At 62.6% G+C, this 25,276-nt stretch carries 28 protein-coding genes; 14 read left to right on the top strand and 14 right to left on the bottom strand.

Annotated elements, in window-relative coordinates; translation table 11 throughout:
• Positions 1-56 precede the first annotated feature (56 nt).
• Positions 57-1,568 (bottom strand): CYTH and CHAD domain-containing protein, encoded by a 1,512-nt coding sequence (locus ABIB66_RS00600; RefSeq protein WP_354211189.1) that lies wholly within the window; start codon positions 1,566-1,568, stop codon positions 57-59.
• A 229-nt stretch (positions 1,569-1,797) separates the two neighbouring features.
• Here ABIB66_RS00600 and ABIB66_RS00595 point away from each other — a divergent pair, with 229 nt between their 5' ends.
• Both ABIB66_RS00595 and ABIB66_RS00590 read left to right on the top strand, forming a co-directional pair.
• Positions 1,798-2,061 (top strand): hypothetical protein, encoded by a 264-nt coding sequence (locus ABIB66_RS00595; RefSeq protein ID WP_354254007.1) that lies wholly within the window; start codon positions 1,798-1,800, stop codon positions 2,059-2,061.
• Entirely contained in the window at positions 2,058-2,234 is a 177-nt protein-coding gene (locus tag ABIB66_RS00590) for a hypothetical protein (RefSeq protein WP_275170352.1), read from the top strand. The genes ABIB66_RS00595 and ABIB66_RS00590 overlap by 4 nt, the downstream gene beginning before the upstream one ends.
• A gap of 52 nt (positions 2,235-2,286) precedes the next feature.
• On the opposite strand, the gene ABIB66_RS00585 is transcribed toward ABIB66_RS00590, so the two are convergent.
• Both ABIB66_RS00585 and ABIB66_RS00580 read right to left on the bottom strand, forming a co-directional pair.
• Positions 2,287-2,544, bottom strand: coding sequence for an HGGxSTG domain-containing protein (locus ABIB66_RS00585; RefSeq protein ID WP_275170673.1), 258 nt, complete (start codon positions 2,542-2,544; stop codon positions 2,287-2,289).
• Between the two features lie 29 nt (positions 2,545-2,573).
• Positions 2,574-3,176 (bottom strand): hypothetical protein, encoded by a 603-nt coding sequence (locus ABIB66_RS00580; protein ID WP_354211192.1) that lies wholly within the window; start codon positions 3,174-3,176, stop codon positions 2,574-2,576.
• Between the two features lie 441 nt (positions 3,177-3,617).
• Between ABIB66_RS00580 and ABIB66_RS00575 the strand changes: the two genes are divergently transcribed.
• The 3 genes from ABIB66_RS00575 to ABIB66_RS00565 all read left to right on the top strand — a co-directional run bounded on the left by ABIB66_RS00575 (position 3,618) and on the right by ABIB66_RS00565 (position 7,062).
• Positions 3,618-4,592, top strand: a complete 975-nt coding sequence (locus tag ABIB66_RS00575; RefSeq protein WP_354211193.1) for a Bug family tripartite tricarboxylate transporter substrate binding protein — start codon at positions 3,618-3,620, stop codon at positions 4,590-4,592.
• Between the two features lie 129 nt (positions 4,593-4,721).
• Positions 4,722-5,810 carry a mandelate racemase/muconate lactonizing enzyme family protein gene (locus tag ABIB66_RS00570; protein ID WP_354211194.1) on the top strand — a complete coding sequence of 363 codons (1,089 nt, stop codon included), beginning with the start codon at positions 4,722-4,724 and terminating at the stop codon, positions 5,808-5,810.
• A 103-nt stretch (positions 5,811-5,913) separates the two neighbouring features.
• Positions 5,914-7,062 (top strand): amidohydrolase, encoded by a 1,149-nt coding sequence (locus ABIB66_RS00565; RefSeq protein ID WP_354211195.1) that lies wholly within the window; start codon positions 5,914-5,916, stop codon positions 7,060-7,062.
• 183 nt (positions 7,063-7,245) lie between these two features.
• Here ABIB66_RS00565 and ABIB66_RS00560 read toward each other — a convergent pair whose 3' ends face one another.
• A complete protein-coding gene (locus tag ABIB66_RS00560; protein WP_354211235.1) occupies positions 7,246-7,830 on the bottom strand; it encodes a DUF1349 domain-containing protein in 585 nt (194 codons plus the stop codon).
• A gap of 320 nt (positions 7,831-8,150) precedes the next feature.
• Positions 8,151-8,462: a hypothetical protein gene (locus tag ABIB66_RS00555; RefSeq protein ID WP_354056773.1), complete on the bottom strand. Its 312-nt coding sequence runs from the start codon at positions 8,460-8,462 to the stop codon at positions 8,151-8,153.
• On the opposite strand from ABIB66_RS00555, the gene ABIB66_RS00550 reads away from it, so the two are divergent.
• Positions 8,461-9,183: a DUF72 domain-containing protein gene (locus ABIB66_RS00550; protein WP_354211197.1), complete on the top strand. Its 723-nt coding sequence runs from the start codon at positions 8,461-8,463 to the stop codon at positions 9,181-9,183. The genes ABIB66_RS00555 and ABIB66_RS00550 overlap by 2 nt on opposite strands.
• Before the next feature lie 59 nt (positions 9,184-9,242).
• Here the strand turns inward: ABIB66_RS00550 and ABIB66_RS00545 are convergent, their stop codons facing one another.
• A complete protein-coding gene (locus ABIB66_RS00545) occupies positions 9,243-10,430 on the bottom strand; it encodes a CaiB/BaiF CoA transferase family protein (RefSeq protein ID WP_354211198.1) in 1,188 nt (395 codons plus the stop codon).
• Between the two features lie 166 nt (positions 10,431-10,596).
• Between ABIB66_RS00545 and ABIB66_RS00540 the strand changes: the two genes are divergently transcribed.
• Positions 10,597-11,484 (top strand): VOC family protein, encoded by an 888-nt coding sequence (locus ABIB66_RS00540; RefSeq protein WP_354056779.1) that lies wholly within the window; start codon positions 10,597-10,599, stop codon positions 11,482-11,484.
• Positions 11,485-11,584: 100 nt separating this feature from the next.
• Here ABIB66_RS00540 and ABIB66_RS00535 read toward each other — a convergent pair whose 3' ends face one another.
• Entirely contained in the window at positions 11,585-12,385 is an 801-nt protein-coding gene (locus tag ABIB66_RS00535) for a helix-turn-helix domain-containing protein (protein WP_354254005.1), read from the bottom strand.
• Positions 12,386-12,394: 9 nt separating this feature from the next.
• Here ABIB66_RS00535 and ABIB66_RS00530 point away from each other — a divergent pair, with 9 nt between their 5' ends.
• The 3 genes from ABIB66_RS00530 to ABIB66_RS00520 all read left to right on the top strand — a co-directional run bounded on the left by ABIB66_RS00530 (position 12,395) and on the right by ABIB66_RS00520 (position 14,133).
• Entirely contained in the window at positions 12,395-13,204 is an 810-nt protein-coding gene (locus ABIB66_RS00530) for a glutathione S-transferase family protein (RefSeq protein WP_354211200.1), read from the top strand.
• A gap of 56 nt (positions 13,205-13,260) precedes the next feature.
• A complete protein-coding gene (locus ABIB66_RS00525; RefSeq protein ID WP_354211201.1) occupies positions 13,261-13,614 on the top strand; it encodes a putative quinol monooxygenase in 354 nt (117 codons plus the stop codon).
• 330 nt (positions 13,615-13,944) lie between these two features.
• Complete coding sequence (locus tag ABIB66_RS00520; protein ID WP_354254003.1) at positions 13,945-14,133, top strand: hypothetical protein; 189 nt, start codon at positions 13,945-13,947, stop codon at positions 14,131-14,133.
• Positions 14,134-15,062: 929 nt separating this feature from the next.
• On the opposite strand, the gene ABIB66_RS00515 is transcribed toward ABIB66_RS00520, so the two are convergent.
• A complete protein-coding gene (locus ABIB66_RS00515; RefSeq protein ID WP_247409967.1) occupies positions 15,063-15,233 on the bottom strand; it encodes a hypothetical protein in 171 nt (56 codons plus the stop codon).
• Between the two features lie 569 nt (positions 15,234-15,802).
• Here ABIB66_RS00515 and ABIB66_RS00510 point away from each other — a divergent pair.
• From ABIB66_RS00510 to ABIB66_RS00495, 4 genes are all read left to right on the top strand, one after another.
• The gene (locus ABIB66_RS00510; RefSeq protein WP_354254001.1) at positions 15,803-15,937 is read left to right on the top strand and encodes a hypothetical protein; all 135 of its coding nucleotides are present in this window, start codon (positions 15,803-15,805) and stop codon (positions 15,935-15,937) included.
• A 404-nt stretch (positions 15,938-16,341) separates the two neighbouring features.
• A complete protein-coding gene (gene nhaD, locus ABIB66_RS00505) occupies positions 16,342-17,622 on the top strand; it encodes a sodium:proton antiporter NhaD (RefSeq protein ID WP_354253999.1) in 1,281 nt (426 codons plus the stop codon).
• Between the two features lie 138 nt (positions 17,623-17,760).
• Positions 17,761-17,991 (top strand): hypothetical protein, encoded by a 231-nt coding sequence (locus ABIB66_RS00500; RefSeq protein WP_354253997.1) that lies wholly within the window; start codon positions 17,761-17,763, stop codon positions 17,989-17,991.
• 190 nt (positions 17,992-18,181) lie between these two features.
• The gene (locus ABIB66_RS00495; protein ID WP_354253995.1) at positions 18,182-18,979 is read left to right on the top strand and encodes a cytochrome P450; all 798 of its coding nucleotides are present in this window, start codon (positions 18,182-18,184) and stop codon (positions 18,977-18,979) included.
• A 54-nt stretch (positions 18,980-19,033) separates the two neighbouring features.
• Here the strand turns inward: ABIB66_RS00495 and ABIB66_RS00490 are convergent, their stop codons facing one another.
• From ABIB66_RS00490 to ABIB66_RS00460, 6 genes are all read right to left on the bottom strand, one after another.
• Positions 19,034-19,198 carry a hypothetical protein gene (locus ABIB66_RS00490; RefSeq protein WP_007607515.1) on the bottom strand — a complete coding sequence of 55 codons (165 nt, stop codon included), beginning with the start codon at positions 19,196-19,198 and terminating at the stop codon, positions 19,034-19,036.
• A gap of 120 nt (positions 19,199-19,318) precedes the next feature.
• Positions 19,319-19,480, bottom strand: coding sequence for a hypothetical protein (locus ABIB66_RS00485; RefSeq protein ID WP_245313423.1), 162 nt, complete (start codon positions 19,478-19,480; stop codon positions 19,319-19,321).
• Between the two features lie 83 nt (positions 19,481-19,563).
• Entirely contained in the window at positions 19,564-20,937 is a 1,374-nt protein-coding gene (gene nhaA, locus ABIB66_RS00480) for a Na+/H+ antiporter NhaA (protein ID WP_354253992.1), read from the bottom strand.
• A 511-nt stretch (positions 20,938-21,448) separates the two neighbouring features.
• Positions 21,449-22,654 carry an ABC transporter substrate-binding protein gene (locus ABIB66_RS00470; RefSeq protein ID WP_502918312.1) on the bottom strand — a complete coding sequence of 402 codons (1,206 nt, stop codon included), beginning with the start codon at positions 22,652-22,654 and terminating at the stop codon, positions 21,449-21,451.
• 78 nt (positions 22,655-22,732) lie between these two features.
• Positions 22,733-23,431: an ABC transporter ATP-binding protein gene (locus ABIB66_RS00465; RefSeq protein WP_354211210.1), complete on the bottom strand. Its 699-nt coding sequence runs from the start codon at positions 23,429-23,431 to the stop codon at positions 22,733-22,735.
• A complete protein-coding gene (locus tag ABIB66_RS00460; RefSeq protein ID WP_354253988.1) occupies positions 23,428-25,275 on the bottom strand; it encodes a branched-chain amino acid ABC transporter ATP-binding protein/permease in 1,848 nt (615 codons plus the stop codon). Before ABIB66_RS00460 ends, ABIB66_RS00465 begins: the two co-directional genes overlap by 4 nt.
• Position 25,276: the final 1 nt, after the last annotated feature.

The following is a 25,276-nucleotide window of genomic DNA, read 5'->3' as shown; positions in this document are numbered from 1 at the left end:
CGGTCAGTCTGTCAGCGATGATCCCGGCGGATCAGGAAATCCATGGGAGCCTCAGCTCAGCCGCTGGGCACGGCGCGCAGCCGGCGCAACCGGTGCAGCTCCTTTGCCGCGTCCTTCATCAGCCCATCGGCGGCCTCGCGTTCCTGGCCGACGATGACCCCCGATGTGAAAGCCTGGGCGCGGCGGTGCGCAGGCGGCGCCGTCAGCGCAGCCTCGGTCGCCAGTTTGCGGTGTGTCATGAAGTCGTTCAGCGATCCCAGGGCCGATTGAATCTGCTTCAGCCGACCGGAAAGAGCTGCAAGCTCCCTCCGGCCGCGATCGCCGTAAAGGCTGCTGAAGAAGTCGGTTGCATAGCGAACCTTCTTGATCTTGATCCGCAGCTTGTGGCGTTGCACCGGATCGAGATCATTCAGTCGCTTGCCTTGCTTTCGCGCCTTCCTGATGCGCCGATCCAGCACCTCCGCGGCGTAGGCGGCGATCGAGCGGTCGTCATCGACGCGAGGCCGTCCGGCTTCGATCCACTCGATCGTATCGATCAGCAGGCGGCGGTAACGCGCCGCCGCGACCGCGTCGCGGGCGCGCTTGAAAGCCGCCATCCTTTGCCTTGAGAACCTCTCGCGGATCGCCCGTGCCCCGCGTGCCGGGACGCCATGCCTGGTGATCGGCTGTATGCTCTCCTTCAGAAACACGTCGATTTCACGCGCAGGCGCCAGTTCGTCGGTGAGCCATTTCAGCTCGGCCTTGATCCGCGCCGTGCTCGCTCGCGGCAGGATGTCGCCGAACAGCGAAATCGCCGCGCGCAGGCGCCGCAGCCCAACGCGCATCTGATGAACGCCCTCGGCATCGAGGTCACGCACCGGATCGGCGTTCGCCGTGATGTGACGCAGCGTCGAATGCGCGATCACGCGGAATGCCTCGTGGGGCGATTGCTCGGGAATGAGCTCGATCGCCTCGGCATGTTGCGCGCCGCCGCCGCTGTCCGCGACGAGCTGGTAACCGCGCTCGGCCTTGGAGCGCAGATCAAGCTCGGCCCCCGTTCGGCGTTCGAGATCGCGCGCGAGGCGGAACAGGTCCGCGACATGTCCGGATTTGAGTTCCAGCTCCAGTTCGGCAACGGGCCGTGACCGCCGCCCGGCGCTGATGCGGCCCCGGTCGACGGCGAGTTCGATCTGGCTCTTTCGTACGCGGCGGGCCTGCGCCATCCGACGGATGTCGGTCTGGAATACCGGCTTCAGCTTGCGGGGAAGTTTCCCCGTCGCAAGGCGCCGGAGCGGTGTATGGCTGGTCTTGGCAAGATCGGGATTTGCGCCGGAGACCTCGTGCTCCCATTCTCCGCGCCTTACGCCGCCCGCGCCGCCTGCTTTGACGGTTTGCACGTAGCGGTCCTCGATCTTGCGAACGCGCAGCGTCAGGCCGTGGCGCCTGAGCTTGTACCCGTTCGTATCGTAGTAGGTCGACACCAGCGTCTGCTCGGATTTGTCGCGGCGCTGGCCCGCCGCGCCGCCCCGCAACACCGACGACAGTTTTTGCGGTGAAATCCGGAATTTCAGTTCCGTTTCTGCATTCATGGCTGGATCTTTCAGTTGCCCATTCAAAGTGGCGCCCCCGCGGGAAGTTCCCATGCTGCGAGGATTTCAACGCGGCCGGCGATTAAGGGCGCCGCAAGTCATGGAAACTTCACGGAACAGGCGCCAGCGTGCTCGATTGAGTAGCAGCACCACGATTGAAGGATGGGCCGGGGCGGATACCGCCGAGAGCCAGGCTTGCCGCAGCGATTGATCGGAGAGCAATACGTCGATGTCCGGAACCGCGATCACCGTTCGAGAGCTCACGGCCAGGGTGCTTGCCATTGTCCATGCGCATCCTGGCTGCGAGTTCGTGAAGGAGATCGCGATCACGCCGGTTGAGATCACCGGCGCCGGAATGACTTGGCACGCGAATCTCGTCGACAGCGGCGGTGCCGATGCGCAGCGCGCGGCCAGCGTCTTGAGGCAGGCGAGAGATGATCTCGAGCCGATGTTTGAATTGGTTGACGAACCCCCACGGAAAGACGAGCCATGAAAAAGCCCGCGATCCATCCAGATGACTTCCCGGTTGAGACCAGCAAAACGACCGTCAAGACCAACAAGGGCGAACCGCTTGCGGACGCCGAAAGCGAGCCGGTGGCGGAGGAGATCGCCGAGCGTCTCAACGAGCATGCCTATCGCGAGGAGCACGATCGATGGTCGCCGTGACCTCCGGATATCCATGGTCGTGATCGACGCTACGCGCAACAGCCGTCCGCTGTCATTCCACCGACGGACTGGGGCGGCTTAGTTCGTGAAGCAGTTCGCCTGCCTGATCCAGCAGCGTCCGGACGTTGTTCCGCTCCGCGACCGCTTCCCCCGTGAACATCCCATGCTTCCGCGCATTGCGGTTGCCGGGCGGCGCGCCCGTCCTTGCGGCGCCGCCATGCATGCGACATCGACTCTTGCCGCGCATCGCCGGCGCGCAACAGGGGGTACCACTACGAGCCCTTGCGCCGCAGCGGCGGCTCGCTTGCATCGGGCTGGTATTGCGAACGTGATCGCTGCTCATGCGATGGCGCCGTCCTCTACGTCAACGTTCGGCTCCGCGACGATCAGGCTCGCGTGTTGCGTGACGTTACCCACGATCGCCCTGCCGCCATCCTGCACCGACAAATTCCGGACCGTGATCGCGCGCTCGCCGTTGTTGCGGTGGCGGCTGAGTGCCTCGATCTGGCTTGCGAAGGTGCGGGCCAGCCGGGCCAGTGCGCGTGTGAGGCTCTCCTGCTGCGGAATGTCATCGGTGAGAGCGAGGCGGCAGGCAGAGCGCATCGCTGCGGCGTGAACGGACACCATCTGCACCGCGAGCATGGCCTCGATCGAGTCCTTCGGCGCGATGCTCTTCACCAGCGAGATCAGGAAGGCGAGATTGGCTTCATCGGGTTTCCGTCCGGTCATGCTGGCCTTCACCAATTGCCTGAGGAGACCATGGAGCGCGTCGCAATCAGCGGCGCCGAGCGCCTCGGCCAGCAGCCGTTCGCCGGCTTGCGGGTCGGCATGGAGGATCGCAATCCCCCGCTTGTAGAGCTTGACCCGCGGGCTCGCGGCGGAGCCGCTGCGATCGTTTGCCGCAACCGGGGGCGTGCTGTGGCGTTTCGCAGATGTCGTCATGTGCTGTGTCCTCTAACCCGTGCGGGCTCATTGCGCGCGACATCGATCGCTCGCTGCGCGCCTGTGGGATTTTCGAGATGTCGATGAAGGGTTTACGCGCAATCGCCGCGCGGCGCCCGTGGTCGGGCGGCGTGGACGCTGGCGATTTTTGCGATGATGGCATTCTGCCGGTGTTTTGCCCGACGAGTCAAACGAAGATTGCGAAGCGCGCAATCCTCGTTCGTGCAAATCCCTGTCCGCGCAAGTCCTTGTTCTCGCAGGTGTCGGCTACTGTGCATGGGGTTGTTTTCGCGTTTTTTGTTTCGAAGCGGCTCCGACCTGCCGCGCGACGGAATGCCGGACTGCAAACGCGATTGCGAAATCCGGCGCGGCCGCTCATCATGATTCTCGAATGCGCCGCGTCATGCAAAAGCGGCTGCGATGCGTCTAGGGAGAGAACCAATGCAAAGAACACTTCGCCTGCTGGCGATCATCGCCGGATTGTGCGCGACGACCGGGGCCCTCGCGCAAAAATATCCGGTGCGGCCGGTCAAGATCATGGTCGGCTTCAGCGCGGGCGGCCCGGTCGACGTCGTCGCGCGCATCGTCGCCGATCGGCTGAGCAACAAGCTCGGGCAAGCCTTCGTGGTCGAGAACCGCGCCGGCGCCAACGGCATGATCGCCGCCGAAGGCGTGGCGCGTGCGGAAGGCGACGGCTACACGATGCTGGCCTGCAACTCCTCCACGATCACACTCAACAAGACGCTGTTCAAGGATATCCGCTACGACCCGGAAAAAGACTTCGCGCCACTCACCACGGTCGTGTCGGCGCCGCTCGTGCTGGTGGTCAACCCGGAGAATCCCAAGACGGCGAACATCAACACCGTCGCCGATCTCGTCGCCGCGGCGAAGGCTGCGCCCGGCGCGCTTGCCTACGGCTCGGGCGGCAACGGCAACCTCGCCCATCTCGCCATGGAGCTGCTGAGCCAGAAGGCCGGCGTCAAGATGATCCACGTGCCCTATCGCGGCGGTGCTGCCTCCGAGGTCGGCATTCTCGCGCAGGAGGTCCTGGCGGTGTTCGATCCCTTGTCCGCCGTGCCGCTGGTGAAGGCCGGCAAGCTGCGCGCGCTCGCGGTATCCTCGGCCGAGCGGCTGCCGGCGCTGCCTGATGTGCCGACCGTTGCGGAAGCCGGCTATCCCGGTTTCGATATCTCGTTCTGGGTCGGCTTCTTCATGCCCAAGGCAACGCCCGCGCCGACGCTCGATATGCTGCACCGGGAGATCGTCGCCGCCGCCAACGATCCGGCGTTACGGGAGCGGCTGGAAACGCAGGGCGTCGTGAGCGTGCTCAGTCCGGCCGAGTATGCCGCCAAGATCGCGAAGGAGACCAGGGAACTCGCCGAAGTCGTGGCGGCCGCGAACATCAAGGCGGAGTAGGGGCGCAACTTGCCGGACTTGCCGTAGTCGGCCCGAGCGCAGCGAAACCCATCGCTACTTGCGAAGATGACGATGATGGGTTTTGCTGCGCTCTACTCATCCTACAAGAAGAAAATAGAGGGAGGCTGCATGCCGCGCATTTCGACCATCGAGACCGGATTCTACCGGATCCCCCTTCCCGTCACGCTGTCGGACTCGATGCATGGCGACATGGCGGCATTCGAGCTGATCACTTGCCGGGTGCGCGATGTCGATGGCGCCGAGGGCGTCGGCTATACCTACACGGTGGGCCGCAATGGCGGCGCCGTCGCCGGCATCCTCAAGCGCGAGATCCCGCCGCTGGTCGAAGGACGCGAGGCCGATGATACCGAAGCGATCTGGCATCAGGTCTGGTGGGGCCTGCATTATGGCGGCCGCGGCGGGCCGTCGGTGCTGGCGCTCTCGGCGCTCGATATCGCGCTGTGGGATTTGAAGGCGCGGCGCGCGAAATTGCCGCTGTATCGATTGCTCGGCGGCTTCGCTCCGCGCGTGCCCTGCTATGCCGGCGGCATCGACCTCGATCTCTCGGTCGAGGCGCTGCTGAAGCAGACCGACGGCAATCTCGCCAAGGGCTTTCGCGCCATCAAGATGAAGGCCGGCCGCCCCGATCTCAAATCGGATGTCGCGCGGGTCGCGGCGATGCGACAGCATCTCGGCGACGGCTTTCCGCTGATGGTGGATGCCAACATGAAATGGACGGTCGAGGAAGCGATCCGCGCCGCCCGCGCATTCCAACCGTATGACCTCACCTGGCTCGAGGAGCCGATCATTCCCGACGATATCGCGGGCCACACCCGCGTCATGCAGGCCGGCGGCGTGCCGATCGCGGCGGGCGAGAATTTGCGTTCGCTGTGGGAGTTCAAGAACTACATCGTCGCCGGCGCGGTGTCCTATCCCGAGCCCGACGTCACCAATTGCGGCGGCGTCAGTACGTTCATGAAGATCGCGCGGCTGGCGGAAGCGTTCAACCTGCCCGTCACCAGCCATGGCGCGCACGACATCACCGTGCACCTGCTCGCGGCCTGCCCGAACCGCTCCTACCTGGAGGCGCACGGTTTTGGGCTCGACAAATATATCGAGCATCCGCTGGTGCTGCAGGACGGGCTCGCGCTCGCGCCGGACCGGATCGGCCACGGCATCAGCTTCGACTGGGACGGGCTGGCGAAGCTGTCGCCGTAGACGCAACGCGTTGCTGCACGCGAGGCATTCGCTGACGCTTGATGCAAGCTGCGGTTATTCGGCTATGGTGTCGAGGCCGACACACAATCCAGAGATTCTTGCCTTGACCCCCGAGCTGCACCAGAAACTGACCGCGTGGCGCCGGCATTTGCATGCGCATCCCGAACTGTCCCTCCAGGAGAAAGCCACCGCCGCCTTCGTGCAGGACAAGCTCACCGAACTCGGCATTCCCTTCGTGTCAGGCGTTGGCGGCCACGGCATCGTCGCGACCCTGACGCGCGGCCACGCCCAGGGCCGCGTCGGCCTGCGCGCCGATATGGATGCGCTGCCGATCACCGAAGACACGTCCCTGCCCTACGTTTCGCAAAATCCCGGTGTGATGCATGCCTGCGGCCATGACGGGCATACCGCCTCGCTGCTCGGCGCCGCCGCGCTGCTCGCCGCCGACACCAGCTGGAGCGGGACGGTCGATTTCATCTTCCAGCCGGCCGAGGAAGGTTATGGCGGCTCGCGCGCGATGGTCGCGGCCGGGCTGTTCGAGCGCTTTCCGATGCAACGGGTGTTCGGCTTTCACAACTGGCCGGGACTTAGCACCGGCACCATCGCGGTCCATGACGGCGTCGTCATGGCCTCCGGCGGGCGCGTCAGCATCACCATCGACGGCCATGCCGGGCACGCCGGCATGCCGCATCTGACGCGCGATCCCGTGATGGCGGCCGGCCATCTGATCGTGGCGCTGCAATCGATCGTATCGCGCAGCGTTGATCCGCTCGACACCGCCGTGCTGTCGCTATGCACGCTCGAAGGCGGCACGGCACGCAACCAGATCGCCGGACGCGTCTCGATCGGCGGCACGTTGCGTTACCATCGCGATGCGGTGAAGGACACCGTCGTGGCGCGGATCGAACAGATCTGCGCCGGGATTGCCACGAGCTTCGGCGTCAAGGTGACGCCCGAGATCGTCATTGGCGTCGGCGTCGTGATCAACACGCCGGCCGAGGCAGATCTCGCGCGCCTCGCCGCGGACAAGGTGCGGGCCGAGTTGCGGCGCGACCTCGCGCCCAGCATGGCCGGTGAGGATTTCGCCCACTTTCTCTCGCGGCGCCCCGGCGCCTTCGTCTGGATCGGCAATGGCGAATTGCGGGACGGCGCCGAACTGCACGGCCCGCGCTATGATTTCAACGACGCGATCCTGCCAATGGCAGCGAGCTGGATGGCCGAAGTCGCCAAGGCGGCGCTGGCCTCGAACTAGAGTGTGTATCCATGAATGACACTGCACTTGATGCCCGCCATGCTTCCGACGGGTCAAAGGCGGCGGTCTGCACTGGCAATGACTTCTGCCCTACCCCGACTCCACTCCTGCCGCTGCAATGCGCCAACCGACGGCGATCGGCGACTTCAGACTTCAGCGCCGCCTCCGGCCGCGCCAGCAGCCTCATTCTAGATCGTGAAGGTCCTTGCCGAGCGGCGCCGTCATCCGAAACTCCGAAAAAGCCACTTCCAACCCGGCCCGCTCCGGCGTGCAAGCCATCGGTCCAACAAGATAGGAAGGGTTCTTGGCAAACGGCGCAAGCCTCATGAGAGGCCAAACCTTGCCATCGTTCGAAGCTTGCACACGAAGAACGCCATGAGCAACGGTTACCCGCAATCGGAAATCACGTGCGTCGTGCTCATAGGGTGCCGTTGCCCAGTCCGACCGCCCATCCGTCAATACGCTCGAAAGCATGGCCCGTCCGTCGGCAAATTCGATTCCGGCCTTAAGCCAGCGATTAGCGTCTACGCGCACCATGATGCCGGCTTGATCGTAGAGCGCTTGGAAATTACCGCGCACCCGCAACTCGGCCGTGAAGGCATCCCCGGCCTTAAACCCGAGAAAATGTCCGTTGTCGCGCATAAAGCCGTAGTGAGTCTCGCGCCAGAAGTCGGTGGCATTGTCAGTGACCACTTCAAGGCTGTTGCCCTTCTCGGTCCATTGTTTCGGCTCATTCAGCCAAATGCCGTCAGATCTGCCAAGTATCATTTTAACCTCGATGCAAACCATGTGATGGTCTCGACGAGCTTTCGGGTTTCGGCCCGACATCGCGATAGCGGCATCGAAGAACTGAACCTGAGCAAATCCAATCCGTCATGCCTCGCTGAACGGGCCTCAACGAGGTGCGCCACTTACTTCGTCGACGGACCAATTTCGAAAGTCGGCGATCAGCCGCCGCGGCGGATCATCTTGAGGCCCGACCGTCTTGCCGTGCTTCAAGCGATAACGAACTCGCCGGGTCTTGCGCATTCATCCGGCTAAGCCGGGCTGCGCGTAGTAAGCCCACCGCCCTGCGAACACGCGCCCGCTCAAGAGATCTCGCGCGGCAGCTTCCAGCCCGGCTTCGGCTCGAACGTCTCCTCGACCTGCGCGACGTGATAGCCGGCGGGCAGAAGCCTGCCGCCCTCCTCGTCCGCGACCGGCACGTCGGTCACCAGACCCTCGATCAAGGCGGCTTCCCACACCTCCTTCTCGGAGGGAAAGGGGTCGCCGATCTGCTTGTTGCCTTCGAACAGCGCGTACATCGGTTCCGGTCCTGCGTTGATCAAGCTCACGAGCAACGTATCGGCCGCACGGACGTTCCCATCCGGAAAATCGCAACGGATGGACACGTCAAACATGGCGCGCGTTCTGATCGGAACTTCCGGCTGGCATTACGCCTCCTGGCGAGGCCCGTTCTTTCCCGAGGGCGTGACGCTGAAGCAGCAGCTGAGCTATTACGCCGGACAGTTCGACACCACCGAGCTGAACGGAGTGTTCTACCGCACCCCGACGCCAGAGGCCGTCAAGGGGTGGCGCGAGCAGACCGGCCGCGATTTCGTCTTTGCCTGGAAGGCCTCGAAATTCATCACGCATTGGAAGCGCCTGTCGGACCGTTCGGTGAACAGCCTCGAGCTGCTCGAGGATCGTATCTCACGGCTCGGCGGCAAGGCCGGCCCGATCCTGTTCCAGCTGCCGCCGCAATTCGAGGCCGACGCGGACCGCCTCGCCGGCTTCTTCAAGCTGTTGTCGCGGAAGCGGCGTTACAGTTTTGAATTCCGTCATCCGAGCTGGTATCAGCCGCGCATCTTGCGGATGCTGGCCGACGAGAACATCTCGCTGTGCCTGTCCGACCATCACGACGCGCCGGCGCCGTGGAAGCGCACGGCGGATTTCGTCTATGTGCGCGGACACGGGCCGAGCGGGCGCTATCACGGGCACTATACCAAACCCACGCTGGCGCAATGGGCGCGGCGCATCAAGTCCTGGAAGCGGCAGGGCTGCGACGTCTTTGTCTATTTCGATAACGACCAGAAGAGCGCGGCGCCGGCCGATGCCCAGGCGTTGAAGCAATTGCTGTAGCGCACGGACAGGGCCGGCGACGCGCCGTCACGCCGCCGTGCAGGCGCCGTCGTTCATCGCTAGACGATGCCGCTTTGCCGGAGCGCCGCGATCGCGGCCTTGTCGTAGCCGAGCTCGCTCAGGATAAGGTCGGTATGCTCGCCGAGCGTGGGCGGGCGCGTCGCGATTTCGCCGGGCGTTTCCGACAGGCGGACGGCGGCGCGCGCCACCGGCGCGGGCTTCGGCAGACCGGGATAGTCGACGTCCTGCATGAAGCCGGCGGCGCGGATGTGCGGATGATCCAGCGCCTGCTGCGGGCTCAGCACTGGGCCGGTCGGAATCATGGCCTTGCCCAGGGTGTCGACGGCCTCCTGCGTGGTGCGCTCGGCGCACCAGCGCGCCATCCGCTCGCTGATGATAGGGCCGTTGTTGCCGCGGCTGATGTCGTCGGCAAAGCGCGGATCCTTCAGCCAGACCTCCTCCTCGCCCATCAGTTTCGCCCAGCGCTTGAACAGCGGATGCCCCGTGACCTGACACAGCACCCAGCCGTCCCTGGTGCGATAGATGTCGGCTGGCGCCGCAGTCTGGCCGAGATTGCCTGTCGGCACCCGATTGACGTTGATGACGGCCTGCTCGATCAGCGTGGCATTGGTGAAGGACAAGGCGGTTGCGAGCAATGCACCCTCCACGATCTGCCCGCGCCCGGATTTGCCGCGCTCGATCAGCGCGGCGAGCGTGCCGAACGCGCAATGCAGCGCGGTCCCGAAGTCGACCCAGTTGACCGCGGCCCGGTAGGGCGGATCGCCGGCGCCCGTCATGTACACCGAGCCCGACATCACCTGGCCGACACCGTCGAAGCCGACGCGGTCGGACCATGGCCCCGGCCCGCCGAACGCGGTTGCCGTCGTCAGGATGATGTCGGGCTTGATCGCCTTGAGCGAATCGTAGTCGAGCTTCATCGCGCGCAAGGTCTGCGGCGGTAGATTGGCGACGACCACGTCCGCAGTCGCAATCAGCCGGCGCATCACCTCCTGCCCTTCCGGCTTCATCGGATCGAGCGTGAGGCACTTCTTGTTACGGTTGACCTGAAGGAACAACGCCCCTTCGCCATTTTCACCCACCGGCGCCACGAAGCGATCCTCGCTGCCGTCGCGCTTCTCCACGCGAATGACCTCGGCGCCGAATTCGGCCAGCAAGGTCGCGCAATAGGGCCCCGCGATATAGCGCCCGAAATCGAGAACCCGGACGCCGTCCAGAACCCCTCCCATCGATCTCTTTCCTTTGTGCTTTTTGTCAGCTTACAGGGATTGGCGTTTGCGGCAAGGCGGCAACGGGCGCCATACTCCGCCCCTGAGATGTGGTACGCGAATCATTTCGACTGGCGGAAATTGTGCTCTAGTATGGACCTGTCCCTGCCCCATCAGAGCCCCGTCCATGCCGCAACAATTCGATCGATCCAAAGAAGATCTCGGCAACGCGATCCATTTCGAGCACGTCAACATCCAGGTCCCGGACCAGCGGCTTGCCACGCTGTTCTATGTCGCAGGCCTTGGGCTCACCCGCGATCCCTTTCTGATGGTGTCCGACACCAACATGTGGATCAACGCCGGACGGAGCCAGTTTCATTTGCCGAGCGGCCGGCCGCAGGTGCTGCGCGGGCATATCGGACTGGTCATCGCGGGCCGCGAGGCGCTGCTGACGCGATTGGCGTCGGTCGCCAAGAAGCTCGAGGGCACCGCGTTCGCCTTCGCCGAGCATAACGACCATGTCGAGGCGATTTGTCCGTGGGGCAACCGTTTGCGATGCTACGAGCCCGACGCCGCGCGCTTCGGCCGCGTCGCGCTCGGCATTCCCTACGTCGAGTTCGACGTGCCGGTAGGATCCGCCGCGCGCATCTGCGCCTTCTACCCCGAGATCATGGGCATGCCATCGGAGCTGTGGAACGGCGACGGCACGGTCGCCGCCGTGAAGACGGGGCGCGACCAGCATTTGTTATTCCGCGAGACCGATCGACCGCAAGGCGACTATGACGGCCACCACGTGCAGATGTACATCACCGATTTCTCCGGCCCTTATCGCAAGCTGCTGGCGCGCGATTTGATCTCGCGCGAGGACAATCAGTACCAATACCGCTTCTGCGACATCGTCGATCTCGACAGCGGCAAGCCGCTGTTCACGGTCGAGCACGAGGTGCGCAGCGCCACCCACCCGATGTTCATGCGGCCGATGGTCAATCGCAATCCGGCGCTGAACAATCGCAACTACGCATCCGGCCACGATCAATCGCTTTGGGCGATGGGACCGGATCAGTATGAGGGATAGGGGACCGGAAATCGCCCCTAGCCGGAACAATAGGTTAAAGGCCGTCGCCATCTACAACGCCTGGCCCCGAAGTGCATCCCCTGACTAGAGGACTGGTGCATCAAGGCGGGGGCGCTGAAGCGATGGCTTGGCTCAGTCGCGAAGGCTCAATCCCAAACATTTCGCGGAAGCTGGCACTGAAGTGAGCCGAGGAAGAAAAACCTGTTCCGAGCGCGGCATCCGTAAGCCTTGCGCCAGCTTGCATCATTCGTATGGCAGCCCCCATCGAAACCCACATGCGATATCGGCGAAATGGGATCCCGACGTCGCGCTTGAAGACGTGCATGAGACGTGACTCGGACATTTCGAGTTTCTTTGCGATTGACGCCAAGGGCGTCCGGGCGGCAGGCTCGGCGTGAAGTTGTTTAATCAACTCTGCGATCCGACAATCAATCCCGCCCGGCGCGGGGGCGTTGAGGTGCTCAACGAGCTCGCCGCGCGCCTTCTTCCAATCGATCACCCCATCCGATAGCCGAGTGGACAATTCGATCAGCTCATTTTCGATGCTCAGGTCGAATGAGGCTCTTGGTGTTTCTTCGGCTGCAAGCGACTGCAGGTGCTCCAGGTCGCGGCTGCGCCCATCCACATAAAGGAAAGCAACGCGGCCTCGCCCAATTTGGAAATGATGCAACATATTTGGCGGGATCAACGCAGTCCGGCAACTGCGATAAGCGGAGTTTTGCATCTTCGGATTTCTGGCAACGCCGAATGGTCGATCGACGCCAATTGCCAGCACGGCTACGGCGTTCCGATGAGGGCTCAGCCGAAAACTCGGGCCGACGTAGAAGGCACGTGCTCCCCAGGAAAAGAGCAGCCCGGACGCAGCAGGTTTTTGAAAGCGACTGTTCTCCATGTCGGGCATCATACCTCCATGATCGATTTGACGCTCTATCACAATCTCGCTTCCGCATCGTCGCAGAAGGTCCGCCTGACTTTGGCGGAAAAGAAGCTGGACTTTCAAAGCGTGGAAATATCGCTGGGAGGCGAGCAGCACGCGCCGGGTTACCGTGCCGTCAACCCAGCCGGCGTCATGCCGACGCTGGTGCACAGGGGCGACCGGATGTTCGAAACGGCCGCCATTCTCGAGTATCTAGATGAGGCGTTTCCATCTCCGCCGTTGAGCCCTTCCGACCCGGTCCTGCGGCAGCGGATGCGCGCTCACATCTGCCGGCTCAATGAAGTCAACCATCCGGCCAATGGTATGATGCACTATGCGATACTCGCGCGGCCGGCTCTTCTCCACTTGCCTTCCGACCGGCTAGAGGCGTTGCTGGCAGCGATGCCCAACGAGCGAGACCGGAAATTGCGCCGAGCGGCCGTGAGCCAGGGCCTAAAGGCCCTGGAGTTCGCCGATGCCGTACGCACTCAAGAGCAGATGCTCGACACGTTCGAGGAAATGCTGGGCCGCACCTCCTACCTGATCAACGATGACGTGACCCTGCTCGATTTGACGGCGCTGCCTTACATCGCCCGGCTCGACCAGATGGGGTTGACGACGTTGATCACGAACTGTGACCGGCCTCATCTTGCGGCCTGGTACGAGCGCATGAAGCTTCGTCCCTCGTGGGAGGCCAGCTTCGCCTTTCTCGCGGCCGGCGCCTTCAAGGATTGGCCGACAATGGGTCGCGCGGCCATGCCAAGCATCCGGCCGCTGCTGCGCAGACCGCCGAAGAACCATTGAGCCCACCGACAGCCTCGTGTCGGAAGGCTCTCCTGAAATCAACTATGGAGTTCGCCATGACCGATACCATGATGCCATCAGAGCAGGAACAATCGCCCGCCATTGCTGCTCCGAAAGACGCACGGCCCGTCATTGTGACTATCGACATGACTGCTCGCAATGCGGAGGCCTTAAAGCAGCACCTGCTGGCGGTCATACCAGTGACACGGAAGGCCGCGGGGCAACGGTTCAGCTGGTCGTCCCAGGATCCGGAAAACGCCGCCCGTTTCACCCTGATCCAGGAATGGGAAAGCCTCGCGCAGCAGCAGGGTTACATCGCGTGGCGGACACAAAGGGGTGATCTTACAATTCTTCTGGATATGCTTGAGGCTCCTCCACGCATTGAAATACGAGAAGTCTTCGATCGTTGAGGGGGAACACGCATCCACTCCATGGGAGCAAAGGAGACTCGACATTTTCATCTGCAACGCCGGTATCGTCGATGGGGAGGACGTTCACCGGCTATTGCCGACCAACTGCAAGCTGCGGTCGGCGGGACCTCATCGAACGCCAAAGAAGGGCAGGATAGATGAGCGTTATCAAGTGGCTGGGGCGGGAGGGTACTCAGCCAGTTTTCGACCTGTGGCCGCTGAAGCTACGCACCTGAAAAGACTGGAGAAAATCCGGGCGACACTGGCAATGTGTAGCATCTTGGTGTCGCACTATCAAGAAACACCAAAAACGAAGCGGCGGCGGCAATCTTGAAACCGTCGCATCTGAACCAACTGGCCACCATACTAACGCAGGATGAGCGACCATACCGCCCCAAGCTGGAAGCCGTTCATGTCGTGTGGCTTGAGCGGCGTGCGGCCAACGTGTGCGACAGCAGCAGCGCCGCGGCGGAGTCGAAGAAGGCGCAGGTCAAGATGCTCGGGGAAGGAGCCGGTTGAGAGTTCGCGTCCAGCACAATGGCTGTGTCGCAGACACAATGAAGCTGAAAAGCTCAGTCAGCCAGGCATTCCGAGTTCTGTGCGATCCCAGATCACGCGTTACTTCTTCGAGGATTGGCCGTTACATTTTGCGGGATTAGTCGTTACTTTTGGGGGAAGTAACGGGGGGCGTCGGGATAATTCTGCCTACTCCGCTTCCTACAATACTCCCTACGATGTCCTGTGAAATCGAACAGATGGCACCGTTCCTCTCGATAACGCTGCGCATAGCTGCAGATGCACCATCGAGAGTCGCTTCGCCCGCAGGAATTCGATTGGGCCTCGTCCGAGAACCTCGTCGAAGCCACGGTACAAGCTCCTGCGCCCCCCTTGAGACTGCTGCTGAGCTCAATACGTGCACGGCAGATGGCCATTATGCGCGATCTAGTGCTCCGCCTCCCGCACAACTTGACCGAAGATGGAGCATTGCGTTCGGCCCCGGCTGCAGGATCGAGGGCGTCCGGTGCGAGGAATACCGAGCAACGACCTCTAAGCCTCCTGACGACGGAGCCGATGCCAACAAACGGCTGCCCGCCTACAAGGAGGGTCGACCGTTTCCAGGCGGCCTTGCAACGGCAGCTGCCTTCGTCGGCGGAAACGGACCCCTCCATTTCAGTGCGGGGTGTTGGGATTGGTCGGGGTCGGCGGAGCGGTCGCAGCTTGCAACACAACGGCTCACGTCCACCTCGTCGCGCGACTTCCCTGCCTTGTAAGGACCCGGTGCCCAAACCCGGCCCCCACGGCCGAAACGCGGTCGGTAGTTCGGAGCGGCATCACCGCAAACAAGGTAGCGGCGGCACGGATTGGGCTGGGAGGCGCTCGACACACGGGGACATCAAGCCGCCGGGCCCACGCCGCTTCTTTCCTTGATCACGTTGCATGTCGCGGGCCTACTGGTCCTCATGCTCTAACTGTTCGGCAAGTCCGTTGTATTCTTCAGTCAGATCCTTGATCTTTTCAGCGAATTGCGGGTGTGCCGCCCCTTCGGCTAATTGACGCAACCACACGGCCCTCTTGCGCGACCTTTCCGTGTCAAGGTGGATGGGAGGTTTCAGATGCATTCGCTCTCCCTCCAATGCTCACAGAAAAGCCGCCCCGAAGGGCGGCCTTTCCATCCTTGGACGTAATTGTGTGCGGCGTTCGAGCGCCATCTTTGGCAGACGTTGAAGCATACTCCCACTCCTCGGGCGATTACTATCGTGCAGCGAACCGAGCCACATTCACGACTGAACCTTCCTCGCCCGAGCGGAGGTCATGATAGTCAGGATTTTCCTGACGGGCGACAAGCGATCTCCCGACTGCCCGGCGAGCTGCCAATCGCTACATTCCGTTGGGCTTGAAGCGATCGTTCGTGGACAGTCCCGTGAGGAAAGCATTTTTTGAGGACGCCCCGGCCGACAACTTTTTGCGCAGCATCAAAAACTACTCGCCGTAGAGCCGAGAAACTCGCGTGCAGGTGCCGCCAAGGCTCGGGCTGCAGGCACGGCCCTTGCGTGCGCACACTCACTGCCCCCTTCTGTCCGCATGTGCAATCGCGTGATCGACAACTCCACTCTCCCCCGCGATCTCGGCGCCGCACGTTGTCGAACCACTGGCTGCTCACAGGAGCAGCTGGGTAGGAGTCATCTGAATGTACGGCACCCTGCTGCTACTCGTCATGCTGATCGCTCTCTCCGTCTTCGGCCTCGTGGCCTTGGAAGTCGCGGCGCGTCGATCGCCTGAAGGTAAACCTCAAGCGGCCAGGCCGAAGCGCCGGCTGAGATAATCCACGTTTCTCGGTCCATTCGCTGGAGATTGCTCAGTCGATAGCCGCCGTGCAACGGCGGCTATCGCGGCGCTCTGTCCTTGTCCTTATTTGCTCGGTGCTGGGAGGCGAGCCGGCGAGTGATCGCTCGAGCCGCCCGTCGCATTTGGAGACGAACCCGGTGCACCACTCATTGCATACAGGTAGAGGGCCACGACGAACATCAGAACGGATACGATGCTGACAATCCAGCCAACGGGGCCGTTCGCGCGGGAGCCCCACAAGCTTGGCCCGTTACCATTTGGTTGAGGCATTTTGTTCTCCCAAGCCAACCATACTGGACCGCGGCCTTTCCGCACATGAGGCTTCTTAGCACAGTCCGGTTCGGGCATGATCGGCCCGAAATTCGGATTCGGAGGTTCGTTTTGCTGGTCGCACTCGTCGTCGTTTTCGTCGTGGTTTATGCCGCTATAGCGCTTGAGCACCCGATCCAAATAGAGAAATCAGCTTCCGCCCTCTTTGGGGCCGGCCTGCTCTGGACGATCTATGCCGTGGGTGCAACTGACCACGACGCTATCGTCGATCAGCTCCGCGAGACCATCGGTTCGACGGCAGGGATCATATTTTTCCTGATGGGCGCCATGACCATCGTCGAGGTCATAGACGCCCACGACGGATTCGAGATCATCACCTCGCAAATCAACACGAAGAAATTGACGACCCTGCTGTGGCTCATCTGCTCCGTGACGTTTTTTCTGAGCGCCGTGTTGGATAATCTCACCACCACCATCGTCATGGTTTCGCTGATCAGGAAGCTGCTGGACAAGCAAAGTGATCGGCTGTTGTTCGTCGCGATGATCGTGATCGCTGCCAACGCAGGCGGCGCGTGGTCCCCCATTGGGGACGTCACCACGACCATGCTGTGGATCGGCGGCCAGATCACCGCTCTCGCCATAGTCAAGACGCTATTCCTCGCGTCCCTCACGAACATGCTGATCCCGCTGCTCATCGTGAATTACCAGCTGCGGGGGCGAACTTTCGCTTCTCCCAAGGTCGATGGCAGCGACGATGCCTTCACGCCCGCCTTCGAACGAAACGTCATGTTCACCCTCGGGGTTGCCATCCTGGTCCTGGTGCCCGCGTTCAAAACCGTTACGCACCTGCCGCCTTTCATGGGCATCCTCTTCGGCTTGGGAACATTGTGGCTCGTCGGAGAGGTCATTCATCGCCGGAAGCAACCGCTGGAGAGAAGGCCGTTGACTGTGGCGCACGCTCTTACCCAGATCGACCTCAGCTCAATCGTCTTCTTCCTTGGTATCTTGCTGGCCGTCGCCACGCTGGAGCACACCCATATTCTAGCCGCCCTTGCAGCCTGGCTGGATCAAAGCATCGGCCGCACCGACGCAATCGTGCTTGCGTTGGGGCTGCTCAGCGCCATCGTCGACAACGTTCCATTGGTCGCAGCATCGATGGGCATGTATGGAATGGGCCAGTATCCACCGGACAGTTTCCTTTGGGAATTCATCGCCTACTGCGCCGGCACGGGCGGATCGATACTGATCATCGGCTCCGCTGCGGGCGTTGCCGCAATGGGAATCGAGAAGATCCAGTTCATTTGGTACATGCGAAAAATCAGCGTACTCGCGCTTCTCGGATACTTCGCCGGAGCGGCGGTCTACATTGTGCAGTTCCGGTACTTTCACTGAACGCAGATTCTTTTCAGTGTGTCTGTCCAAGGATTCAACCCCTCGGCAGAGCGGCTACCGCACCGCCCGCACGCGCGGCGTTCAGGACGGAGCACCGCTCAATTTCCAACCACAACAGACAGAAGCGCGGAAGCAGACATGTTCGACGAGCGACGGTTCGACATCTTGTCCCCGGAGTTTCACGCGAACCCTTTTACGACGCTCGACCGCATGCGAACCGAAGGCCCGGTGGTGCGCTTGAGGTTGCCGATCGTCGGCCGCACCTGGCTCGCGGCGAGCCATGAGAGCTGCGCAGACCTCTTAAAAAAAGCGAGGACTTCGCGCGCGATCCCGCCAACGCCGGAAGCAGAACGCAGGAGCGGATATTGAAAGTTCTCCCGAGGACGCTCGGGCTTCTTGCGTCGAACATGCTCGGCCAGGACGACCGGAGCACCGTCGCCTGCGTGCCCTCGTCGACCACGTCTTCCAGGGGCGCACGATCGCAGCTCTCAAGCCGACGATCGTTAAGACGGCCGATCGGCTGCTCGACAAGCTTGACGGCAAGCCCGAGGCCGATCTCATGGCAGAGTTCTGCCGATATCTGCCCCTTTCGGTAATCTGCGCGATGCTAGGGTTGCCGGAGAAGGATCACGACCGGTTCAAGAACTGGTTGGGCCGGTTGAAGGATACTGCGAATGTCTTTGCGGTGATACGCGCCATCCCCGGTGTGATCAGCGTCGTGCGGTACCTTCGGCGCGTTTCGAGACCCGACGGCGGGGCGCGGCCGGAGGGGCTGATCGCTGCGCTGCGCGAGGCGGAGATCGAAGGCCAGAGGCTCAGCGAGGACGAAATCGTCTCCATGATCTTCCTCCTCTTCGGTGCGGGACAGGAAACCACCACGCATCTGATATCGGGCGGTCTCTACGCGCTGCTCACGAATAGGGACCAGTTGAGCCGGTTGCGCCAAGACCCGGGCCTGATGCCGACATGCATCGAGGAATGTCTTCGCTACGTCTCCCCCGTGCAGATGACCAAGCCCCGTTTCGCAACCCGGGATTTGATCTGGCAAGGACGGCAGGTCCGGCGCGGCGAGATGTTTGCGGCACTCCTTGCCGCAGCGAACTGCGACCCGGCAAGGTTCGAGCAGCCCCACACGTTCGACATCGGCCGCCATCCCAATCCGCACCTCTCGTTCGGCACCGGCGCACACTTTTGCCTCGGATTCCAGCTCGCGCGCGCAGAAGCGTCGATAGGCATTCAGCGCATCCTGGATCGGTTTCCCGCCTTACGGCTCGCCCATGGGCCCGAAGACATCAGGTGGCACAAGCGGCTTGGCATCCGCGCGTTGGCGAGATTGCCGGTGCGACTGGCGGCCTAAGGGCCGGTCCGAGAACTGGGCCATCGGCTGCTCGCGCCTTGCCGCCTCTTTCGGTTACCGAAGGATGTTGCGGATATGCCAGACCATGGTGGCGGCATAGACGAGGAGAGCAATGCAAATGCCAGCCGCTAGTTGAGGCGTTGAAAGCGACGCTCTCGTCAGGAAGAACACGATGCAAAACAGGGCGATGACGCCCAGCAACGACGGCACATGTTTCATAGTCGCCTACCAATCCTTCCCGCCTCCGAAGCAATGATACCTCCGCACTCAAATACCTCGCCTCGGTCATCCCGCCTCCGGTTTACGAGTCGTAGCAGGGCCGTGGCTGAATGATACCCACTAGATCTCCCCGTTGCGGGTGGAAATGAGCCGAATGGACGAAGGACCTTCCACATTGGCGCTCGTGTACGCCTCTGACGCTGCAATCAGTTGTGTGACGGCCAAGCGGTCGTAGGCGGGATGCCGCGGATTCAGGTGCAGGTCCGTCTCGACGATCATCACCTGTGTCACTCCGGAGGATTGGACCTCGACGGCAAATGACACGAACGAGACATGCGGGGCTCTAAAGGGCATCGGTTGGACTTTCACAAGCGCCGGACTTGGCTGAAGCCCCAGCCGAGGCCGAGCATGGCCGCGATGAGCGAGCCGAGAAGGACGCCCAGTTTGGCCGCCGTCAGCAGTCCTTCATCAGAGAAGGCGAGCATCGAGATGAAGATCGACATCGTAAAACCGATGCCGGCCAGCAGCCCGACAAGGCAGACCCCAGCCCACGAAACGCCCGGGGCCAACCGACACCAGCCAAGTCTTACCGCCGCCCAAGTCGCGCCGACGACGCCAAGAGGCTTGCCGGCAACCAGGGCGAGCGCAGTGCCCAGCATCACCAAACGTCCACCGGCGGACAGATCGACGCTCGTCAGGCCGACGCCGGCGTTCGCCAGCGCGAAGATCGGCATGATGAGGTATGCCACCCACGGATGCAGCGCCGTCTGCACCCGAGAGACCGGCGGCAGTAGCTCCCGTTGGGCCACCCGCAGGTCCCGCAGTGGTTGCGCCAATCTGTGCGGATCCTTCGCCCTAACCGCATCGCTGCTTCGCAATTGCTTGAGAGCGCGAGAGACCATCTCCAGTGGTGGCTCCCGCATGGGGATGGCGCGCGCGGGAGTCATCAGCCCGAGCAGCACACCCGCTAGGGTGGGATGGATCCCAGCCGCCATGAACCCGATCCAAACCAGAGAACCAGGCAGGAGGTAGAAAAGCGCAGAGCCGACTCCGATCCGGCGAAAGCCCAGGACGGCGACAACGCCGATCATCGACACGAGGAAACCGCCAGGCTGAAGGCCTGCGGTGTAGAAGAGCGCGATGATCAGCACTGCAATGATGTCGTCGATGATAGCCAGAGCAAGGAGGAACACCCGCAAATTGACCGGGATTCTTCGTCCGAGTAGGGCGAGCACTCCGACTGCGAAGGCGATGTCCGTCGCCGTAGGCACGGCCCAGCCCTGCCCTCGATGCGGACCGGCGTTAAGGCTCAGATAGATGAGTGCCGGGAGGACGACGCCACCAATCGCCGCGACCAGCGGCAGCATGGCCTGGTCCAGCCTGCTCAGCGCGCCTTCGTGGACTTCCCGCCGAATCTCCATGCCCACGACGAGGAAGAACACGGTCATCAACACGTCGTTGACCCAGAAATGCAGCGAGCGTGAAAAGACGAATTCCCCCAGACCAACCGTTACCGGAAGGTGCCAGAAATCGTGATAGCTGTGAGCCACCGGAGAATTCGCCCAGATCAGTGCAGCGGCGGCGGCAGCGAGCAGGACCACACCGCTGACAGCCTCGACATGCAGGAACCGCTGAAGGGTGTTGAGGGCCTGTTCGGCCAGCCGCTGGGCTTTCGGCAGATCGTCAAACGGAGGATTGTGGTTCACGGGCGCAGGATCTCCGCGTGGCGGCCCGACCATCGCTTTCCTGTCGCTGCCGATACAGCGAACACCCGAGCCCCGGTTATACATCGCATGGGCGTCATTTCAACCTTCCACGACGGAACACGGCGTCCGGGACGTCGGCCGTGGAGAGGATCAGGCGGCAGCAGCTGCATCATCCCCCTCTCGGGCGGCACTCATTCCGGGTGTGTGTGCTCGCAGGCGCTCGGAATCCTTTCAGACTCAGGAGCGGTACCGGCGCGCTACAACGCCTGTCAGGCTCCGCCCTTGCGCTTGGCGGCACCTCGCCTGCGTACTGAAATCCGCCTCTGGTTGGTGTTGCGGGGAGTTCTACAGGGGCTTGGCGCAGCGCTGAACAACACGACACCATAGGTTGCCGCCAGGATCGAAGTTTTGGTCGGGCTGTCCGGCAGCGAGAGAGGAAGCGCCGAGGATGTGCCGCCGCGCACGCCCGCCCGTTACGTACTCCAAGAGGAGCGCACTTGCGGGTGCGCTCCTCTTGTGCGACGACGCGGTCGGAACACGACTATCAGTGTGTAACCAGCGGACACGCCGAGTCGGACAACTTTCCGAATGCTTCTTCGCCCGACATAGTGTGAACCAGTTTGTAATAGTCCCAAGGTTGTTTGGACTCATCGGGTTTCTTGACCTGCATGATATACATCTCATGCTCCATCAGGCCGTCGGCACGGATCTTGCCGTTGCTGGTGAACATGTCGTCGATCTTCATCTTCTTGAGCTCCGCCATGACCTTCTCTGAATTGGTGGAGCCGGCAGCCTTGACCGCGTTGAGGTAGCTCATGGTCGCCGAATAGTAGCCCGCCTGATTCATGGTGGGCTCGCGCTTCGTCTTCTCATAGTAGCGTTTGGCGAAAGCGCGGGTCTTCTCGTTGAGATCCCAATACCAGCCGGTGGTGAGATACAGGCCCTGTGCGGTCTTGAGGCCGAGGCTGTGAATGTCGCTGATGAAGGCGAGCAATGCGGCCGGCTTCATTGTCCTCGCGATGCCGAACTCGTCGGCAGCCTTGATCGAGTTAGTGAAGTCGTTGCCGGCATTGGCCAGTCCAAGCACCTGCGCACCTGCGTTTTGCGCCTGGAGCAGATAGCTCGAGAAGTCCGACGTGGAGAGCGGAACGCGCACCGCGCCGATCACCTTGCCGCCATTGGCATCGACCACCTTCGAGGCGGACTCCTGCAACTGGGTGCCGAAGGCGTAGTCGGCCGTGAGGAAGAACCAGCTTTTACCGCCCTGCTTCACCATGGTCTTGGCCGTACCGTTGCCGAGTGCCGTCGTGTCGTAGACGTAGTGCACCGTATAGGGTGTGCAGTCCTTGCCGGTCAGCGATGCACCCGCTGCGCCGATTGCGATGAACGGAATTTTCTTCTCCTTGGCGACATTGTTCATCGCCAAGCTGACTCCCGTGTTCGATCCGCCGAGAATCATCGTAACGCCATCCCGATCGGCCCATTCGCGGAATTTCTGGGCTCCAACGTCGGGCTTGTTCTGGTGATCGGACACCATGAACTCGATCTTGTTCCCGAGCACGCTGCCGCCAAAATCCTCGATCGCCATCTTGGCCGCCTCGACGCCGCCGGGGCCGATCACGTCGGCATACAGGCCGGACATGTCGTCGATATCGCCGATCACGACCTTGTTTTCGGCCGCGTGTGCAGTCGTCACCGCCATTGACGCTGCCAGCAACAGTTGAACCGTTCTTACCGCAATGTATTTCATTTGACGTGTACCTCCATTTCGATTTCGGCGCGAGGTCGGGAAGACTTCGCGTCGTCATGTCGCGCTCGGTGAAATCAACTAGACGCCGAGATAGCGCTGGAGCAGCTCCGGTTGTGCCTTGAGCTCCCGAGCCGGCCCGTCGTGCACGATGTGTCCGTTGTTGATGATGTAGATCCGGCTCGCCAGCGCCAGAGTCGCCGCCAAATTCTGCTCGACCAGCACGATGGTCTGGCCGGCGGCGGCGAGCTCGCGGCAGGCCTTGACGAGATCGTGGACGATGACGGGCGCGAGCCCCTCGAACGGCTCGTCCAGCAGCATGATCTTGGGATCGCGCACCAGCGCCCGCGCGATAGCGAGCATCTGCTGTTCGCCGCCCGACAGCTCGGTGCCGCGGTTGCTACGCCGCTCCTTCAGTCGCGGAAACATCTCGTAGATGCGGTCGAGAGGCCAGCGTTTGGGCGCCGTGATCCCGGCGAGCAGGATATTCTCTTCCACCGACAGGCTGCCGAAAATGCGGCGCTCCTCGTGCACGAGCTGCATGCCGGCCTGCGCGATTCTGTGGCTCTTTCGGCCGGCGATATCGATGCCGTCGAACTTCAGGCTGCCGCTACGCGGCGTCACGACGCCCATCAGGCTCTTCAGCGTCGTGCTCTTGCCGGCGCCGTTGCGGCCGAGCAGCGCCACCACCTCGTGACGCTCGACGTGCATGGCGACGTCGAACAGGATGTGGGAGTCCCCGTAATAGCTGTTCAGGCCGTTGACCTCGATCAGGCTCATGCCGCGATTTCTCCGTGCACCCCGCCGAGATAGGCTTCCTGGACGGCGGCGTTGGCCTTGATTTCCTCCGGCGTGCCGGAGACCAGCACCCGGCCTTCCTGGAGCACGGTGACGCGCTCGACCAGCTCGAACAGCGAATCCATGTCGTGGTCGATGATGATCATGGTACGGCCGCGCGCGATCGACTTGAGCAGCTTGACGGTCTCGACACGCTCTCGCGGGCTCATGCCGGCGAGCGGCTCGTCAAGCAGCAGCAGGCGCGGCGACGTGGCGAGCGCAAGCCCGATTTCCAGCCTGCGCTTCTCGCCATACGCAAGCTCGGACACCGGCGTGTCGGCACGACGAGTCAGGTTCACCAAAGCGAGCGTGTGCGCCACCTGCTCCGTCAGGCCCTTGACGCCGGCGAGCGTGCGGAACAGGTCGAGCCGGAATTTTCCGCGCAGCTCTGCGAGTGCGGCGATCGTCAGGTTCTCCCGCACCGTCAGCCCGGTGAAGAGCTGGTTGACCTGATAGCTTTTGGTCAGTCCGAGCTGGCAAACCTCGGTGACCTTCAATCCCGTGATGTCGCGCCCCTCGAACACGATCTGACCAGAGCTCGGCGCGATCTCGCAGGTCAGCATCTTGAAGAAGGTCGACTTGCCGGCACCATTGGGGCCGATGATGCCGCGCAATTCGCCCTGGTTGACGCTGAAATCGATGTCGCTGTTGGCGATGAGCCCGCCATAGCGCTTGGTGAGGCCGGTGGCTTTGAGGATCGGCCCGGAATAGACGGGATGCGCGACCTCCTTCGCCTGCATCGGCGCGGGCGGGAGATGCTGCGCGGCCTCGACGTCAGCGGCCTCTTGCCCCACTTCCGCTTCCCTCCGCTTCCGCCCGTCCGAGACAAGGCGATACAGATCGGCAAGACCGCCGATGATGCCGCCGCGCAGGAAGCAGACCAGCAGCACGAACACGACGCCCAGCACCAGCTTCCAGGCCGCTCCCAGGCCGAGCGCGGACTGCAGGAAATCCTGCAGGAACAGCCACACGGTTGCGCCGACCAGCGGTCCGAACAACGTGCCCCTGCCGCCGATGGCCGTCTGCATCACGAGCTGGCCCGAGGTGTCGAAAGTGAAGGCATCAGGCGGCATGAAGGCCTGGAGCACGCCGAGCAGGCCGCCGGCGAAACCGGCGTAAGCCGCCGCGATCACGAAGGCCGTCAGCTTGTAGCCGTGGATGTTGTGCCCGACCGCGGTGGCGCGCAGCGGATTGTCTCGGATCGCGCTGAAAATAGCGCCGACCGGCGAGCGCACGATCCTGAGCGCGATGATGACGCCGACGAAGTAGCAAAGCGCGATGAACTGGTAGAGCGACCAGCCATTGGTGAAGTGGAGCGTGGTGAAGCCGAGATTGAAGGTCGGCGTCGGCACCCCCGGCAGACCGTTCTCGCCGCCGGTGAAATCCGACAAAGGATTGAACTCGACGAAGAAGAACACCTGCGCGATCGCCACGGTGATCATGGCGAAATAGATGCCGGTCCGGCGCAGCGCAATCAGGCCGACGAGGTATCCGGTCGCCGCGGCCGCGATCATGCCGATGATCAGCGCACCCAGCACGTTGCCGAAGCCGGCGCGCGTCAGGAGGTAGGCGGCGACGAAGCCGCCGGTGCCGTAGAAGGCGGATTGGCCGAACGACAATAGCCCGGTGAAGCCGAACAGGACGTCGAAGCCGAGGCCGAACAGGCCCCAGACCAGGATCCGGTTGACGGTGTTCGGCGCGAAGCCGAGATGGGGCAGCACGAAGGGAGCCACGATCAGGCCGATGGCCGTCAGTGTCTCGATCAGGAATGGGCGTTGCTTGAGCATG

This window comes from Bradyrhizobium sp. F1.13.3 (genome assembly GCF_040548265.1).
In the GTDB taxonomy this organism is placed as follows: Bacteria; Pseudomonadota; Alphaproteobacteria; order Rhizobiales; family Xanthobacteraceae; genus Bradyrhizobium.
This window is presented reverse-complemented; position numbering and strand designations above follow the sequence as displayed.

What these genes read in the sequence shown, in the direction of transcription:
- ABIB66_RS00600 (WP_354211189.1), bottom strand. Translation starts at nt 1,568, where the DNA reads ATGAATGCAGAAACGGAACTGAAATTCCGGATTTCACCGCAAAAACTG.
- ABIB66_RS00595 (WP_354254007.1), top strand. Translation starts at nt 1,798, where the DNA reads ATGTCCGGAACCGCGATCACCGTTCGAGAGCTCACGGCCAGGGTGCTT.
- ABIB66_RS00590 (WP_275170352.1), top strand. Translation starts at nt 2,058, where the DNA reads ATGAAAAAGCCCGCGATCCATCCAGATGACTTCCCGGTTGAGACCAGC.
- ABIB66_RS00585 (WP_275170673.1), bottom strand. Translation starts at nt 2,544, where the DNA reads ATGCAAGCGAGCCGCCGCTGCGGCGCAAGGGCTCGTAGTGGTACCCCC.
- ABIB66_RS00580 (WP_354211192.1), bottom strand. Translation starts at nt 3,176, where the DNA reads ATGACGACATCTGCGAAACGCCACAGCACGCCCCCGGTTGCGGCAAAC.
- ABIB66_RS00575 (WP_354211193.1), top strand. Translation starts at nt 3,618, where the DNA reads ATGCAAAGAACACTTCGCCTGCTGGCGATCATCGCCGGATTGTGCGCG.
- ABIB66_RS00570 (WP_354211194.1), top strand. Translation starts at nt 4,722, where the DNA reads ATGCCGCGCATTTCGACCATCGAGACCGGATTCTACCGGATCCCCCTT.
- ABIB66_RS00560 (WP_354211235.1), bottom strand. Translation starts at nt 7,830, where the DNA reads ATGATACTTGGCAGATCTGACGGCATTTGGCTGAATGAGCCGAAACAA.
- ABIB66_RS00550 (WP_354211197.1), top strand. Translation starts at nt 8,461, where the DNA reads ATGGCGCGCGTTCTGATCGGAACTTCCGGCTGGCATTACGCCTCCTGG.
- ABIB66_RS00555 (WP_354056773.1), bottom strand. Translation starts at nt 8,462, where the DNA reads ATGTTTGACGTGTCCATCCGTTGCGATTTTCCGGATGGGAACGTCCGT.
- ABIB66_RS00545 (WP_354211198.1), bottom strand. Translation starts at nt 10,430, where the DNA reads ATGGGAGGGGTTCTGGACGGCGTCCGGGTTCTCGATTTCGGGCGCTAT.
- ABIB66_RS00540 (WP_354056779.1), top strand. Translation starts at nt 10,597, where the DNA reads ATGCCGCAACAATTCGATCGATCCAAAGAAGATCTCGGCAACGCGATC.
- ABIB66_RS00535 (WP_354254005.1), bottom strand. Translation starts at nt 12,385, where the DNA reads ATGCCCGACATGGAGAACAGTCGCTTTCAAAAACCTGCTGCGTCCGGG.
- ABIB66_RS00530 (WP_354211200.1), top strand. Translation starts at nt 12,395, where the DNA reads ATGATCGATTTGACGCTCTATCACAATCTCGCTTCCGCATCGTCGCAG.
- ABIB66_RS00525 (WP_354211201.1), top strand. Translation starts at nt 13,261, where the DNA reads ATGACCGATACCATGATGCCATCAGAGCAGGAACAATCGCCCGCCATT.
- ABIB66_RS00515 (WP_247409967.1), bottom strand. Translation starts at nt 15,233, where the DNA reads ATGCATCTGAAACCTCCCATCCACCTTGACACGGAAAGGTCGCGCAAG.
- ABIB66_RS00510 (WP_354254001.1), top strand. Translation starts at nt 15,803, where the DNA reads ATGTACGGCACCCTGCTGCTACTCGTCATGCTGATCGCTCTCTCCGTC.
- ABIB66_RS00500 (WP_354253997.1), top strand. Translation starts at nt 17,761, where the DNA reads ATGTTCGACGAGCGACGGTTCGACATCTTGTCCCCGGAGTTTCACGCG.
- ABIB66_RS00495 (WP_354253995.1), top strand. Translation starts at nt 18,182, where the DNA reads ATGGCAGAGTTCTGCCGATATCTGCCCCTTTCGGTAATCTGCGCGATG.
- ABIB66_RS00490 (WP_007607515.1), bottom strand. Translation starts at nt 19,198, where the DNA reads ATGAAACATGTGCCGTCGTTGCTGGGCGTCATCGCCCTGTTTTGCATC.
- nhaA (WP_354253992.1), bottom strand. Translation starts at nt 20,937, where the DNA reads ATGGTCGGGCCGCCACGCGGAGATCCTGCGCCCGTGAACCACAATCCT.
- ABIB66_RS00470 (WP_502918312.1), bottom strand. Translation starts at nt 22,654, where the DNA reads ATGAAATACATTGCGGTAAGAACGGTTCAACTGTTGCTGGCAGCGTCA.
- ABIB66_RS00465 (WP_354211210.1), bottom strand. Translation starts at nt 23,431, where the DNA reads ATGAGCCTGATCGAGGTCAACGGCCTGAACAGCTATTACGGGGACTCC.
- ABIB66_RS00460 (WP_354253988.1), bottom strand. Translation starts at nt 25,275, where the DNA reads ATGCTCAAGCAACGCCCATTCCTGATCGAGACACTGACGGCCATCGGC.